Annotated in this window: 13 protein-coding genes and 1 tRNA gene; 8 read left to right on the top strand and 6 right to left on the bottom strand. The window is 39.7% G+C overall.

Annotation, left to right across the window (positions count from 1 at the left end):
- Positions 1 to 5: 5 nt before the first annotated feature.
- On the top strand, positions 6 to 722 hold the full coding sequence (gene bshB1, locus GYM62_RS07200; RefSeq protein WP_219958911.1) for a bacillithiol biosynthesis deacetylase BshB1: 717 nt from the start codon (positions 6 to 8) through the stop codon (positions 720 to 722).
- Here bshB1 and pdxH read toward each other — a convergent pair whose 3' ends face one another.
- A complete protein-coding gene (gene pdxH / locus GYM62_RS07195) occupies positions 723 to 1358 on the bottom strand; it encodes a pyridoxamine 5'-phosphate oxidase (protein ID WP_219958910.1) in 636 nt (211 codons plus the stop codon).
- A 101-nt stretch (positions 1359 to 1459) separates the two neighbouring features.
- On the opposite strand from pdxH, the gene GYM62_RS07190 reads away from it, so the two are divergent.
- The 6 genes from GYM62_RS07190 to GYM62_RS07165 all read left to right on the top strand — a co-directional run bounded on the left by GYM62_RS07190 (position 1460) and on the right by GYM62_RS07165 (position 5998).
- Positions 1460 to 2029: a YqgE/AlgH family protein gene (locus GYM62_RS07190; RefSeq protein ID WP_219958909.1), complete on the top strand. Its 570-nt coding sequence runs from the start codon at positions 1460 to 1462 to the stop codon at positions 2027 to 2029.
- Positions 2030 to 2077: 48 nt separating this feature from the next.
- Complete coding sequence (locus GYM62_RS07185) at positions 2078 to 4048, top strand: DUF349 domain-containing protein (RefSeq protein WP_219958908.1); 1971 nt, start codon at positions 2078 to 2080, stop codon at positions 4046 to 4048.
- A 108-nt stretch (positions 4049 to 4156) separates the two neighbouring features.
- Positions 4157 to 4229, top strand: a tRNA-Thr gene (locus tag GYM62_RS07180).
- Between the two features lie 185 nt (positions 4230 to 4414).
- On the top strand, positions 4415 to 4774 hold the full coding sequence (locus GYM62_RS07175; RefSeq protein ID WP_219957786.1) for a transposase: 360 nt from the start codon (positions 4415 to 4417) through the stop codon (positions 4772 to 4774).
- 29 nt (positions 4775 to 4803) lie between these two features.
- Positions 4804 to 5739, top strand: coding sequence for a transposase (locus GYM62_RS07170; protein ID WP_219958907.1), 936 nt, complete (start codon positions 4804 to 4806; stop codon positions 5737 to 5739).
- Positions 5732 to 5998: a GIY-YIG nuclease family protein gene (locus tag GYM62_RS07165; RefSeq protein WP_219958906.1), complete on the top strand. Its 267-nt coding sequence runs from the start codon at positions 5732 to 5734 to the stop codon at positions 5996 to 5998. The genes GYM62_RS07170 and GYM62_RS07165 overlap by 8 nt, the downstream gene beginning before the upstream one ends.
- A gap of 182 nt (positions 5999 to 6180) precedes the next feature.
- Here the strand turns inward: GYM62_RS07165 and GYM62_RS07160 are convergent, their stop codons facing one another.
- From GYM62_RS07160 to GYM62_RS07150, 3 genes are all read right to left on the bottom strand, one after another.
- Positions 6181 to 7299 carry a Gfo/Idh/MocA family protein gene (locus GYM62_RS07160; protein WP_219958905.1) on the bottom strand — a complete coding sequence of 373 codons (1119 nt, stop codon included), beginning with the start codon at positions 7297 to 7299 and terminating at the stop codon, positions 6181 to 6183.
- Between the two features lie 69 nt (positions 7300 to 7368).
- Entirely contained in the window at positions 7369 to 8229 is an 861-nt protein-coding gene (locus GYM62_RS07155; RefSeq protein ID WP_219958904.1) for a sugar phosphate isomerase/epimerase, read from the bottom strand.
- 1 nt (position 8230) lies between these two features.
- A complete protein-coding gene (locus GYM62_RS07150) occupies positions 8231 to 11731 on the bottom strand; it encodes a PVC-type heme-binding CxxCH protein (RefSeq protein ID WP_219958903.1) in 3501 nt (1166 codons plus the stop codon).
- Between the two features lie 132 nt (positions 11732 to 11863).
- Between GYM62_RS07150 and GYM62_RS07145 the strand changes: the two genes are divergently transcribed.
- Positions 11864 to 12736, top strand: coding sequence for an AraC family transcriptional regulator (locus tag GYM62_RS07145; protein ID WP_219958902.1), 873 nt, complete (start codon positions 11864 to 11866; stop codon positions 12734 to 12736).
- Here the strand turns inward: GYM62_RS07145 and GYM62_RS07140 are convergent.
- Positions 12733 to 13416, bottom strand: a complete 684-nt coding sequence (locus GYM62_RS07140) for a LytTR family DNA-binding domain-containing protein (protein ID WP_219958901.1) — start codon at positions 13414 to 13416, stop codon at positions 12733 to 12735. The two genes, GYM62_RS07145 and GYM62_RS07140, sit on opposite strands and share 4 nt — an antisense overlap.
- Before the next feature lie 4 nt (positions 13417 to 13420).
- A complete protein-coding gene (locus GYM62_RS07135) occupies positions 13421 to 14842 on the bottom strand; it encodes a sensor histidine kinase (RefSeq protein ID WP_219958900.1) in 1422 nt (473 codons plus the stop codon).
- Positions 14843 to 14926 lie beyond the last annotated feature (84 nt).

Raw genomic sequence — 14926 nt, 5'->3', positions numbered from 1 at the left:
ATAAGATGAAGCTGGATATTTTGGTAATAGCGGCGCATCCGGATGATGCGGAATTAGGTTGCTCGGGAACAATTGCTGCTCATATTGCGAAAGGGTACAAAGTAGGTATCGTTGACCTTACAGCAGGAGAGATGGGGACCAGAGGTACTCCCGAATTGAGAATTGAAGAGGCCAACAAGGCTGCTGAAATATTAGGATTATCTGCTCGGGAAAATATGGGCTTTAAGGACATTTTTTTCCAGGATAACCAGGAGCATCAATTAGAGCTTATCAAGATCATCCGAAAATATCAACCAGATATAGTTTTAGCTAACGCAGTTACCGATCGGCATCCTGATCATGGTAAAGGCTCTGATCTAGCCACAAATTCCTGTTTCATGAGTGGATTGAGAAGGATTGAAACGGAATTAGACGGAAAGGCGCAGCAAGCTTGGAGACCCAAGTTTGTTTATCATTATATTCAAAATAATTACATAGAGCCTGACTTTGTGGTGGATATCACAGATTACTGGGACACCAAAGTGGAAAGCATTTTAGCTTTTCAATCTCAGTTTCATGATCCCAACAGTGAGGAGCCTGAAAGCTTTATTTCAAATCCTGATTTTTTGCCATTTATTGAAGCCCGTGCTAGAGAAATGGGACACAGGATCATGACCACTTATGGAGAAGGGTTTACTGTAGAACGGATGATTGGAGCTACTGATTTATTTGATTTAAAATAATCAGGGAGCAAGTCTGGAGATTATCCAACTTCCACTTTCAGTTCTTTCAAATAAGATTCTATCATGTAATCTGCTAGGTCTTCCCTGCCAAAATTCAATTTTGGATGGTATAACTCTGTATCCTCCCCAGTGAGGTGGACGGATCATTTTTTCTGATTTAAACCTTTCCTCAACCGCCTCTTGGTTTTCATCCAAAACCTCTCTGGAGCTAATTTTCTTACTCTGAGGCGATGTCCAAGCTCCAATTTGAGATCCCTGGGGCCTGCTAAAGAAATACTCGTCTGATTCAGCTTCGCTGATTTTTTCCACTTTTCCAGTCACTCTAACCTGCCTTTCAAGCTCTGCCCAAAAAAATGTCAGAGATGCTTTAGGGTTATTGGCCAACTCTTGACCTTTCTCACTCGAGTAATTAGTGAAAAATACAAAGCCATAATCTAATTCCTTGAGCAGGACCACTCGGCCATTTGGATACCCATCCAAACCTACTGTGGATAAGGTCATGGCATTTACTTCAAGTACCTGAGATTCAACAGCTTCTTCTAACCAAGTCTTGAATTGCTTAAAAGGATCTTTATTTATATCGCTGATATCCAGAGACTTTAGGGTGTAATCTTTACGTATTGATGAAATATCCATAGGAGGGGACTGGTATAAATTTTAACAGAATAAAAGTACAATGAGCATTGCATTTATAAAATTTAGGCATATATTTTTCCTGAAATAATCTTTTTGCGGAAATGAGTGAATCCAACCTTCCAACACCTCAAGCGGGAGATTTGTTAATCTCTGAGCCTTTTTTGCAGGACGAGAATTTTTCTCGTTCGGTAGTTCTGTTATGCGAGCATAATTCTGAAGGGAGCTTTGGATTGGTGTTCAATAAACCATCCATTCTTCGGTTGAATGAAATTGTGGAAGGTTTTGATTTTCTGGACCTAGAAGTTTACGTGGGAGGTCCGGTTGAACAGAACACATTACATTTTGTTTACTGTGGTGATAAACAGTTAAGCGAAAGTATTCAAATTGGAGAAAAGCTCTGGTGGGGAGGTGATTTTGAGGAGTTGAAGTCCAGATTGAAAACAGGAACCTTCGATTTAGAATCAATTCGATTCTTTTTGGGATATTCCGGTTGGGCACCTGGTCAACTGACAGATGAGCTTACAGAAAACACCTGGATAGTCTGCAAAGAAGAATTAAATATCACAGCATTCAATTATTCTTCGGAAGAGCTTTGGAAAAGCCTTTTAAAAAATATGGGAGGGGAGTTTAAATTGATTGCAAATTATCCCACTGACCCAAGATTAAATTAGGCAAAATCCCTACTTTTGCCCATATTGCCTTGAAATAGTAGTGTTTTTATGACTGAGAAAAGTAATGATTTGTCCGACAAGGACAAGGTGACCTCAGCTTCCGAATCTCCGGAAGCCAAGGGTAAAGAGAAAAAAGTAGAAAACTCATCTGAAAAAGAGAGTTCAGATGTAGAAAGCAAAGAAGCGGCTCCCGAGTCTAGTGCTGAGGAGAAGACTTCTGAACCTGAAGTAGTTGAAGCCAAAGAAGAAGATGCAGCAGTCACTTCTGAATTGGATGAAACTGATGAGGAGGAAGAGGAGGATCATCACGATGAGGATTTGGATATAGAAAATTTATCCAAAGCCGAATTAGTAAAGCTTCTTAAAGAAAAGACCAAAGAGAGTTCAAGCCCACTGAAGCTTGAAAAGATGGTGAATACTATCAAAGCTGCTTTCGACGAATATACCCATAAGGAGCGTGATGAGGCTTTAGAAAAATTTAAAGCTGAAGGTGGAACTGAGGACGATTTTGACTTTAGACCTTCCGATGAGGAGAGAGATTTCAATACCTACTATTACGAATTCAAAAAGCAGGTTTCTTCCATTCGAAAAGAAGCCGAAAAGCAGAAAGAGAAAAATCTAGACGCTAAGACCGAAATTCTCAATAAACTTCGTGAATTGGTGGATGGGGAAGAAACTACCCTTAGCATCAATGCTATCAAATCGATTCAGGAGGAATGGAAGTCTATAGGACCTGTTCCTGCTGCGCAAAACAGAAGCCTTTGGGCCAGCTACAATGCCTTGATGGATAGATTCTATGATAATAGAAGTATCTATTTTGAATTGAAAGAGCTGGACAGAAAGAAAAATCTGGAGAGCAAACTAGAGCTATGTGAGAAGGCTGAAGCCCTGAAAGATATGCCGGATCTAAAAGAGGCTATCAAGGCGCTTAATGAGTTACACGAAGAGTTTAAACATATAGGACCTGTTCCGAGAGAGGAGCAAGAAGAACTTTGGAAGCGTTTCAAGGCTGCCTCTGATGCTGTTTACGACAGAAGAAAAGAGTTCTACGAAAGCCAGAAAGAGGTTTTCAAAAAGAATCAGAATGAGAAAGAAGCTTTGATCGAAAAGTTAAATGCTTTCTCTGATTTCAAAGCTGAAAGAATCAAAGACTGGAATACTAAAACCAAAGAGATTCTTGATATCCAAAAAAGCTGGGAGAAAATCGGCCCTGTTCCTAGGGAATCGGGACGAGAAATCAACAAAGCCTTTTGGACTGCTTTCAAGAAATTCTTCCATAACAAAAACCTTTTCTTCAAGGAGCTCGATGAAATCCGTGCTACAAACCAAGCCAAGGCTGAAGAGTTAATTCAAAAGGCAGAAGAGTTAAAAGATTCTACAGATTGGCAAAATACGGCCAATGCTATGATTGCCTTACAGCAGGAATGGAAGAAGTTGGGGCCAACTCCGGAGAAAAGCAGAGATAATCTATACAAGCGATTCAAGACTGCCTGTGATACTTTCTTCGATAACAGAAGGAATTCCAATAAGCAGGCAAATCAGGAGTACGAAGCGAATTACAAGGCTAAGCAGGCTGTTTGTGATGAAATTATCAAAGCATCCAAAGAAAATCCTAGCGAAGAAGAACTGACTGAGTTTGTTGGGAAATTCAACGAGATTGGTTTTGTGCCAAGAAAGAATATGAAAGATATTCAGGCGCAATTTAAGGCTGCTGTAGATGCTTATTTGGAGAAACTGGATGATGACTTCGATCGTGAAGACTTCTTGTTCAGATTGAATTTGAATAGAATTCAATCCGATCCAAATGCTGTGAAGACCTTGAATAAGAAAGAGCATGGCATCAGAAAGCAGATTTCTGATTTGGAAAATAATATCACCTTGTGGAAAAATAACTTGGAGTTTTTCGCTGCTTCAAAAACTGCAGACAAATTGAAAGATCAGTTTGATGTGAAGATTCAGAAAGCAGAGGAAGAAATCGAAAAACTGAAGAAGAAGCTTTCCATTTTAAGGGAGTTTTAAATTAATCTCACTCAGAATAAGTGAGATAGAGAATATAGCTAAATTTTAATTCCTGAGTGTTTGGAGTGAAAAGATGATCAGGCTATATTTGCATCACAATTAAGGAACGCCTCTTTAGCTCAGCTGGTAGAGCAACTGACTTGTAATCAGTAGGTCGCTGGTTCGATCCCGGCAAGGGGCTCAAAAACCACCCAATAATGGGTGGTTTTTTTATTTTGTCAGAATCTATTTTTTTTGTTTACGTCATTTATTCTCCTTCCTACGATAAATTTTATATTGGTCAAACGGAAGATATTGACAGACGACGGATCAGTCCTAAAACTTGGGGGATTTGAGTGAATCGAGTTTCTTTGTTAAAAAAAACAATTGGAAGAAAAGGATTACCTCAGTTTACTTTTGCCTCAGGGGCTTTTGGAATTTTTCAAGGTTACCTCGGCAGCCTTTAAGGACAATGCTTATCATATTTATTTGGAAGAGCTCAACATTCATCCTGAACATCTTCAGGGAGTAAAGCTGGTTTCCAAAGGTTTTTTTGAGGAAGTTACCGTACAGGATTTCCCCCTGAGGGGTAAAGCTTGTTTCCTGAAAATAAAGCGGAGAAAGTGGTTGAATGAAGAGACGGGAAAGAATGTAAGCAGGGACTGGAATTTGGTAGCTAACGGCACGCGAATGACACAGGAATTCGCGCTTTTTTTAAAAAGGAACGACTGGACTCGTCCCCTGTAAGTTGTAAGAGTCTTGCTGAAAACTTCCATGTGAATGGAAAGGTCCTTGAACATCAGTATGTTTTTCATCTCAGTGACTTTCAGACTTGGTCTCAGAAATTCCATGCCAAGGATTGGATTCTCTTTCCGGAAAATCTGGGCACCCACCTCAGCATTGATGAAACATCCCTTTCTCAGGGAGAGCTCTATACCGTACTGACCAATAAAGCCGCCAAAGGCAAAAAGGGAGCGTTGGTTGCTATGATTAAGGGGACTGACAGTGAGCGGGTAATTGATGTGCTGAGAAAATTACCTGAGGGCAAACGAAAGAAAGTCAAGGAAGTTACCCTGGACATGGCTGCCAGCATGGAACGAATTGTCCGCAGGAGTTTTCCTAAAGCACTGTTGGTTACCGACCGCTTCCATGTCCAGCAACTTGTTCATGAAGCCGTACAGGAAATGAGAATTGCCCACAGATGGGAGGCCATCGAGCAGGAAAACAAAGAAATGGAACTGAGCAAAGAGTGTGGCAAGCCATTTATTCCTAACAAGCTCGAAAACGGAGATACTGAAAAACAGCTTTTGGCAAGGAGTAGATATTTGCTTTTTAAGGCAGAGGATTCCTGGACGCCCTCACAGGCACACCGGGCAGAAATACTTTTCCATCGCTATCCTGATTTAGAAAAAGCTTATAAACTGTCCAGGTCTCTGGCCAGAATCTATCAGACCAGCAAAATCAAGGGAGTAGCCTTCACCAAACTAGCTCAATGGTACAACGAAGTGGAGCAGGCAGGATTCAAATCCTTCAACACCGTATCCAGAACCATCCAAAATCACTACGAAACCATTCTCAACTTCTTTGAAAACAGAAGCACAAACGCATCGGCTGAATCATTCAATGCAAAAATCAAAGCGTTCAGAGCACAGTTCAGAGGTGTGTCAAATGTCGAATTCTTCCTCTTCAGACTTTCCAATATCTATGGATAAAATTTTAGCCTCCCCAGATATTCAGACTGATCCCAGACGACTGATTGAACATAACAATCATTTTTTTTCAAATGCCTCAACCAAATTCGCAGATGATTGGGAAATTTTTCATTTGATTATATGTTCGTCTAGAAGTCAGGCAATCAAGATAGAAAGCCATTTAAAAAAGTCAAAGAATAAAGTTTACCTGGAAAACTTGAAAAAATATCCAGAGATTTCAGAGAGATTAATTGAAAAATATAAAGATAATGATCAGTAGGTCGCTTCCCCGATAGCTATCGGGGCGATCCCGGTAAGGGGCTCAAAAACCACTCAGAAATGGGTGGTTTTTTGTTTTATATTAACCTTGTTTTTTGATTGAGTCTTCAATTATTTATTAAACCTTAACACAAAAAAAGCTGACCTTAGAAAGATCAGCTTTTTACAATAGGTTATTTAGGTTTAGGTCTTTTTGAGTGTGAACTCAGGTAAATATTTGATTTTTCCCCCTTCCATAGCAGATTCATGAGCCAAAATACCCACACAGGTAATATTTGCTGACTCTCTTGCATCAGGATAGGGAGCTCTATCTTCTTGAAGGGCGCTTAGAAACTCATGAACCAAATGGGGATGAGAACCTCCATGCCCAGATCCTTGGGTGAAGGAAAGGTGCTGGTTCTCATCAGAGTCATAAACTCCATGAGTCGTAAATTTTTGAATGCCTTCTGGTAATAAATGTGCGTAATCAGGAATTTTAATTTTTTCAGGAACTTCTCCGGTATGAATTACAGAATCCTCATGCTCAATCAAGGTCCATTCAAAGGACTTTTTTGAACCATATACATCGAAACTTTCTCTATACTGTCTAGCTGTATTGAATAGTGATCTAGTAACCTCGGCAGCTAGATCACTGTTTTTTAACTTGATGTGGCAGGTTTCAATGGCAAATGGAGATCCATATTTTGGGATCAGATTTTCATCGATTCGACCTGAACCCAGGCAAGAAACATACTCGGCCTGAGCTTTTGGTAATGCCAAAACCGGTCCCACACAGTGAGTTGCATAATGCATAGGAGGGAGGCCTTCCCAATATCCCGGCCATCCTGCCATTTCCTGCTGATGAGAGGCTCTTAAAAACTGGATTTTTCCCAACTCACCTTTTTCGTAAAGCTCTTTGACAAATAGAAACTCACGGCTGTATACCACCGTTTCCATCATCATATAGGTTAAACCGGTCGATTCAGTCAATTCAACGATCTGCCTACACTCTTCTACCGTGGTCGCCATGGGAACAGTACAAGCCACATGTTTTCCTGCCTTAAGAGCTTTGATTGACTGTTCTGCATGATTTTGAATAGGTGTATTGATATGTACTGCATCAATGTCAGGATCCTTTAGCAATTCATCATAATCGGTATAGACCTTTTCAATACCAAAGGCTTTTCCAATGGCCTCAGCTTTTTCCTGATTCCTTTGACATATGGCATACATATTCGCCATTGGGTGTTGCTGATAGATGGGTATAAACTCAGCTCCAAATCCAAGTCCTATGATGGCTATGTTAATAGGTTTTTTACTCATGGGTTTATTTTTTAAAAATTCTTATTTCAGTTTTCAAGTGTTAGAGACCTGATTAAATATTTCTTTTTTCTACTCAGAAGCCCATTTTTTTAGGAATTCCAGACCCTCTTTTGCAAATCCATCTTGGCTAGGAACCAAAGGCTTCCAAATACAAACAGCTCCTGCCAATTCCTTCACTTTTGGAGTAAAGCTTTCAATGGAAATTGTTCCTTGGTAATTAATAGACTCCAGACCTCTTTTCCAGGCGGCCCAATTTGTTTGTCCAGTTCCCGGTGTACCTCGGTAATTTTCAGAAACCTGCACATGAATTAGCTTATCCCCAACTCTCTGAATGGCCTTTTCAATATCTGGCTCCTCAATGCTAATATGAAATCCATCTAATAAGGCTTTGGCTTCTTTTTCATTGATATCTTGGATTAATTGAGCCAATTCCTCAGCAGTATTAATTAAATCAGTTTCAAAGCGATTCAAGGTTTCAATCGCGATATCTAATCCATGATTTCTAGCTTTGCCACAGACTTTCCGGAGGTTTTGAACAGCTCTGTCCCATTCGAGTTTCTTTTGCTCAGGAGACACAAGCCTAGCTTTACCGACCGCAGAGTACATAGGACCGGCCACAAACTTTGCTCCCAATTCACTGGCAATTTCAAAGCATTGATCCATGTACTTAAAACAAGTATCGTGGAAGGCAGGATCATCATGAGTAAAGTCTCTGCTGGGTCCAAAAGCTCCACAAATGATGGCGCTTAAACCATTATCCTCTAAAGCCTTTTTTACCGCAGCTAGATCCACCAATTCAGGATCTTCTACAGGAATTTCTACTGCATCGTATCCATAATTCTTGATTTTTGGAAAAAGGGAGACTGTTTCCATGTTAAAAGGAGAAGTCCATAGCCAGGTACTAACACCGAATTTTACATTCAAGGCCATACTATTCTACTTTCATAATTCCGTTCATTATTCTCCAATGCCCCGGCACAGTGCATATAAATGGATATTCACCCGGCTCAGTTGGAGCTATGAATACAAGAGATTCTCTTCCTTCGGGGTCTACCAATCGCGTGGCTGCTATCACCTGAGGGATTTTAGGAACATAATTCTGTTCAGCTCCTTTTGGATCCCTAGCCAATTCATCCGCAGCCTTTCCGATCTGTTCCATAGATCCTTTCTGGCCTATTACCAGATTATGCTGCATAAAATCAGGGTTCTCAAAGTCTATAGTCACCTGCGAACCAGCTTTTACAGTGAATGTGGCTTTGTCAAATTTCATTTCATGAGGAATGACCCCCAGTTTAATGATAGAAGTTCCATTTGCCTGTTGGCTGGCTACAAAACTCTCCTCTTCCATCAAGGATGTCCCTGGCTTATTCAATGATAGAGTAGATTTATTGCTGAGTCTACCGCCAAACCACCAAGTGCCTTCGTATTTTCCAACCACATTTCTACTATCATTCTGACCAACTCTCACTCGGTTCGGAGATAAGGACTCCTTAAATAATCCATTGGTCTTTCCTTTGGCTATTTCCTCACCATCGATTTTTAATGTCATACTGCCGTCCTCTTTCAAACTCGCATCGATGGTAAACTGAGTTTCAGGAAGGGTTTTCTTAGAGCTGAGAATATTGAGTTTTTCATTTTGTGCAACTGCAAAATGAAGGGCATCTTGATAAAAATACAGGCTATATCCATTGGTATTATTTCCTTGAGCCACCAAAACACCTTCCAATGGGTTTTGTCCTTTAGACACTATAACTCGAAGTGCTATTTCTTTTCCAGCTACGTCCGGAGGAAATAAGATACTGTTCCTCTGATCAAGTGGGTATTGCTCTGCTACTAGTGAACGACTAATTCTGTCTGCCAAAGAAAGTTCACTATCTCCAGAAGCTCTTAAAGCTGTGGAATTATCTCTTTTTGCAAATTCAGTTGGGTGCGCCAAAACAGCTGCAAAAATCGCTTGAGGTAAAAAGCTGTCCTTCCCGTTCTCTTCTCTTTCTGCAGCCTGAATTAACATTGCAGCCGCCTTTTCAGAAAAAGGCATATCTGAAACTGCCAGAAATGCGTGCTTTCTGGTAGCCAAATCCGGGTCTTGAGTAATTCCGGAATTCATAATCGCATCTAAAGACGCCGGAGTATTTGGTAAAACGCGAAGTGCATTTTTTCTAACCGCGGCAGAAGGATGGGAGAGGGCTTCAGTGACAGTTTTAAATGCCTCTTCATTTTCTCCATCTAGTTCTCCCAGACCGTGTAAAGCCCATAATGCATTGACAGCAGGAGCATTTAAACCAACTGGATCTACTTTTTCGTCGGAGATAATCTTATATAAATCAGAAATAACAGATTTGTCCTGCTTTTCCACGATCAAGCGCTGCGCTGTCAATCTCCAAAACATGTTATCACTTTTTAGGGCCTCAATCAGCTCTTTTCCGCTGGCATCCTTGAGATCAAAAGTTTTGGAATCTTTTCCACCTTTATAACTGATTATATAAATTCTACCATGTTGACTGTCCCGAAGCGGATTGATGTAGGCATTTCCAGCTCCATTTTCAAATCCTCTAGGCGTAGGATTATGCTGAATAATAAAGTTGTACCAGTCAGCAACCCATAAAGCTCCATCAGGGCCAACTTCTGCATGAACTGGTGAAAACCATTCATCAGAGCTCGCCAAAATATTGAAGTCATTTTTTTCTTTATACCCAGAGCCATCAGTCTGAATTTTTGCTCGGTGAAGGACCCTTCCAGTTGGTTCTGCCACAAAGGCAATCGTATTCCAATATTCTTCCGGAAAACTTCTGGCGGTATAAAAATTATGTCCAGCAGCAGCGGTGTAGCCACCATGCCAATCTACTTGCCTTAAAAATGGTGTCAAATGAGGCATATCATAATGGCTGTCGATTCCATGAACCGTATTAGCAGAACCTTGGAAAATAGGCCTTTTGACATAATTGTTGGCCATGGAAAAATATACGCTATGCTGTCCATTGGCAGTGGAAATAAATGTCTCAAAATCTTCTGTGAAACCAAGTCCCCAGGTATTATTGGAGGTGTTTCCCAAATATTCCAGATTATCACCCGAAGGCTCAAATCTATACACACCTTGTCCGAAGGAATGTCTTTTGCCACTTACTTCTCCATTGAAGCCTGCATAGCCTAAGACTCCCCAGATTTTATTGTCAAATCCATATCTCAGGTTGGAAGGTCCTGCATGGGTATCACTTTTGCCCCAGCCAGTCATCAATATTTCCCTCACATCCGCCACATCATCTCCATCTGTATCTTTTAAGAAGAGAAAATCAGGTGCCATAGAAATTAAAATGCCTCCATTGACCGCCATAATTGATGTGGGAATATTCAAATTATCCGCGAAAACAGTGACTTTATCTGCCTTTCCATCTCCATCTGTATCTTCCAAAATCTTGATTTTGTCGTTTCCACCTTCAGTTCTAACCTCATTCGGATAATCCACGGTTTCGATGACGAAAAGCCTTCCTCTTTCATCCCAGGTCATTGCCATAGGATTGATGATCATGGGTTCGCTGGCAAATAATTCCATTTCAAAACCAACAGGTAGCTGTACCAATTTCATGCTTTGCTCAGGAGAAAGCGGTAGCTGATATTTTGGGGCTGGATCTCTTCTTTCATAATTTGGAATCTCAGCATCCCGAAATTCAGGAGTTGGAATTTCATAAGCCTGTAAAAGCTCATTTACTTTATCGCCCACCGCCCACAGTATACCATTGGCGATTAGATTTTGGAACTCGGCCTTTTGCCAGGTTTCTTCATTGTGACCATATGCAGTGTAAAATACCCTTCCCTTTCCTTCCTCCAATGTCCAAGCATAAGGTTCTCTATGATCACCCTCCACTCGTTCCATCAAAACATGCATGTCTGGGTTCAATTGAGAATGCACATAGGTTTCATCCCAAGTATCAAACTCAGAAATTCCCTGCATGATTGGGTGTGCTGCATCCACGATTTCAGCCTTGAATCTTTCAGCCCCATGGGATTTGAATTGCCCACCAACCGCCTTGACATACCAGTCAGAATTTCTAAAAGACCAAGAAGCACTATGCACCGGAATCAAAGCTTTTCCACTTTGAACGTATTTTTTTAATGCTTTTTCCTGTGAGGAGCTGATTGAATCATGATTAGCATAAATCATCAGTCCATCATAATTGTAAAGCACATCCTCATTCAAATCCTCAGGATTGGTGGTATAGGTCAAATTAATGCCTTTTTGAAAAAGGGGAGTTCCTAAATAAAGCATCAGTTGCTCGGAATTGTGATGCTCACTTTCATGCCCCAAAACCAATATTTCAACCCTTCTGGGCTCGGTCATGGAGAGAAAACTCTTAGGTTTATTGCAAGCAGTCAAAAGGAGAATAAATCCTAGGAAATATAGACTCTTGAGAAAGTAATTAGGTGATTGATTCATGATTTGGGTTTACCTTAATTGCAGGATACTATATTCCATATTTTTAGGCAGGAAATCTTACTGTTTACTTTTAAATTCTGACTGAATTTTGATATGTTTTCTTAATTTGCCTTCAATAAATAGCATAAAGTAGTGAAAAAGCCTGTTCAAAAGTCTAGAATTCCCGAAGACAAATCTTTTCTAATCCGTGAATTAAAAGCCCCATTTTTCGATGTCAATTGGCATTTTCACTCCGAATACCAGCTTTTTGTAGTCCTTAAAGGGAAAGGAACACGCTTTATTGGTAATCATATGAGCTCATTTAAAGAAGGGGATATGGTTTTGACTGGTCCAAATTTGCCTCATCTATGGAGAAATGATCAGGAATATTTTCAAATAGATAGTAAGTTAGAGACCCATGGAATTGTCATCTATTTCCCGGATCACTTCCTCCAGAATGCAGTATTTGAGTTGAATGAATTCTCATCTATTGCAAACATGCTTTATAAGTCCTCGAGAGGATTGGAAGTACAAGGAAAAACCAATCGAGAGATTACTCAAATGATGAAGGAGCTTCTTAAAATGGAAGGAGTCCAATCACTCATTCAGCTTTTGACTATATTGGAAAAAATCGCTCAATCCGAAGAGTACCAAATCATCGCTGATGCAGCCTACACTAATACCTTCAAGGAATCTGAAAAAGACAGAATGGGATTAGTTTATGAGTTTGTCATGCATAGGTTCAATGAAAAAATAGCTTTAAAGGAAGTTGCGGATATCTGTAATCTATCGGAAAGTGCTTTTAGTCGCTATTTTAAAAGTAGAGCAAATCAATCCTTTAGTGATTTCTTGTCTTCTATCCGGATTAATCATGCCTGTAAGCTTTTGCAAAATGAGCAGTTGAACATTAGTCAAATTTGCTATGAAAGTGGATTTTTCACCCTTTCCAACTTCAATAAGCAGTTTCGTGAAAAAATAGGAAAAACTCCTTTAGAATATAGAAAGGAGTTTGTAACCAGTTTTTAAAGATTGTTTTTGAAAATTTCGTTCACTTCATCAGCATAACTGGAACTGATAGGCACAGTATGCCCTTTGAGGTGAAGTTGATGCTTTTCTATTCTATTTACAAGATTTCGATTGGCTAGAAAAGAACGGTGGGTTCGAAAAAAGTAGGAGGGAAGCTCTTTCTCTACTTGAGAAAGAGTCATTCGACTTACAATTTTATGATTTTCCAGCTGGAAGTTGACATAATTCCCCTGAGACTCGCAGTACAGAAGTTCGTCGAAATCCACTCTGGCGATTCCCTCAGAGGTCTTGATGAATAGATGGGAATCTTTATCCGATTCATGTAGTGAGATCCATTCCTGGGCCTTTTGACAAGCTTTTAGAAATCGCGGAAAAGAGAATGGCTTCAATAAATAATCCATGGCGTTCAACTCAAAACCTTTGACTGCAAAATCCGAATAAGCCGTGGTGAAAATCACCTGCACATCAGAAGGTAGAAGTTCCGCCAAATCAATTCCCGATAAATCCGGCATATTGATGTCCAGAAATACTACTTGCACAGGATTGGATTTAATGTATTCCAATCCCTCAATAGCATTGGTAAAATATGCACTGACTTCTAGAAAAGGCACTTTTGAAGCATGTGCTTTGATTACTTCCAGCGCATAGGATTCATCGTCTATTGCAACTGCTTGCAGCATAGGTTTACTTTAATTGGATGGAAAAATGTACAAAGAAATCATTGTCATTGGAAACGATATTTAATTGATGTTGATGAGGATATAGTAACTCCAATCGCTTTTTAACATTTTCTAGTCCTATGCCTGATTCCTCCTGTTTTGATTCTTTAGTTGAACTTTTAGGGTGAACGCTATTGACCACATCCAGGTGTAAAGAACCGGAAATACATCTGAGATTTATTTTTATCCAGGATTTTTCTTTGGCACTTATTCCATGCTTGAAAGCATTTTCTACAAATGGAATAATCAGCATGGGAGCAATCTTTCCGGAACATTGATTCTCATTGATTTGAATATCAGTTTCCAGGTTTTTCTGTGCGCCAAATCGTAGCATTTGTAGATCCAGGTAATTTCTGAGATAGGTAATTTCTCTAGATAATGGAATTTGAGGCATTTGATTTTCATGCAGCATGAAGCGCATCATATCGCCAAGCTTCTGAATTCCATCTGATGTTTTTTCTGCATTTTCTATCAATGAACTCGCATATAGCGTATTCAAAGCATTGAAAAGAAAATGCGGATTAATCTGAGATCTTAGAAAATCAATATTAGCCTGTCCCTGATCAATTTTAGTGTTAAGGGAAGTAATCTGGCCTATATAATTGTCATACTTTTTGAAAAGAAAAGTTGTGAGAGGAAAGAAGATCAATTGAATAAAGGCAACTGTTCCCAATCCACCAATCACAAAAATCTCCTCTTGACTTTCTTCTAAAGAGATGACAAGAAATATTAAAAGTATGATAGCAGACAAACCCCAATTATACCATCTTGATGCTTTAATTTTGCCTTCTCTTCTTTTTCCATAAACCAAAAAGAAATTAAATAAGCCTGCAATGAAAATAATTGGGATGAAGACTCCAAAAATAATGGAGGGACCGAATCCTGTAATGGGATCCAGCTGAATTAGGAAGAAAAAGGTAAATAAGAAAGCTACAATCAGACGAGCATAATTATACAATTGATAATCTCTGACTCTTGGCGGAGTTAAAGCCTGATTTAAGAGACTTCCGGCAAGAAGATAGCAGATGAATAGGACTAAAATTCCAACCAAAAAAGTAGGGAAGCCCGTTTTGACTAATCCTGATTGATAGCTGAAAATAGCGCAGATGACAAAAGTCAAAACCCCGGTTAAAGCCATTAGTAAGATTGAGGGCCATTTGTTGCTATCATTTTGAAACTTGGGGATCAAAATCATCTGCACCAAATGGAAAGCAGTGTAGATTGTTCCCAAAATGACAAGTCTGCTGATAAACTTGAAAATTTCCTGACCAGAGTCATTATAAAACTGTGGTCTGTATCCAAAGAGGATAAATAAGAATGCTGTTAGGGTAGCGCTGCTCACTAGCCACCATTCGATTTGCCTGAAATCAAAGCTTTTTACCTTCATAGGTCTTAGAATTGGGTCAAAATGGAATAAATGTGATAAAGCAAGGCCACAATCATCAGAAAATAGAAACCTGATTTCCCGTTT

Origin of the sequence: Algoriphagus sp. NBT04N3 (assembly GCF_019443765.1) — a bacterium.
In the GTDB taxonomy this organism is placed as follows: Bacteria; Bacteroidota; Bacteroidia; order Cytophagales; family Cyclobacteriaceae; genus Algoriphagus; species Algoriphagus ornithinivorans.
The sequence above is the reverse complement of the archived record's forward strand: the minus strand, read 5'-3'. Positions and strand labels throughout refer to the sequence as shown.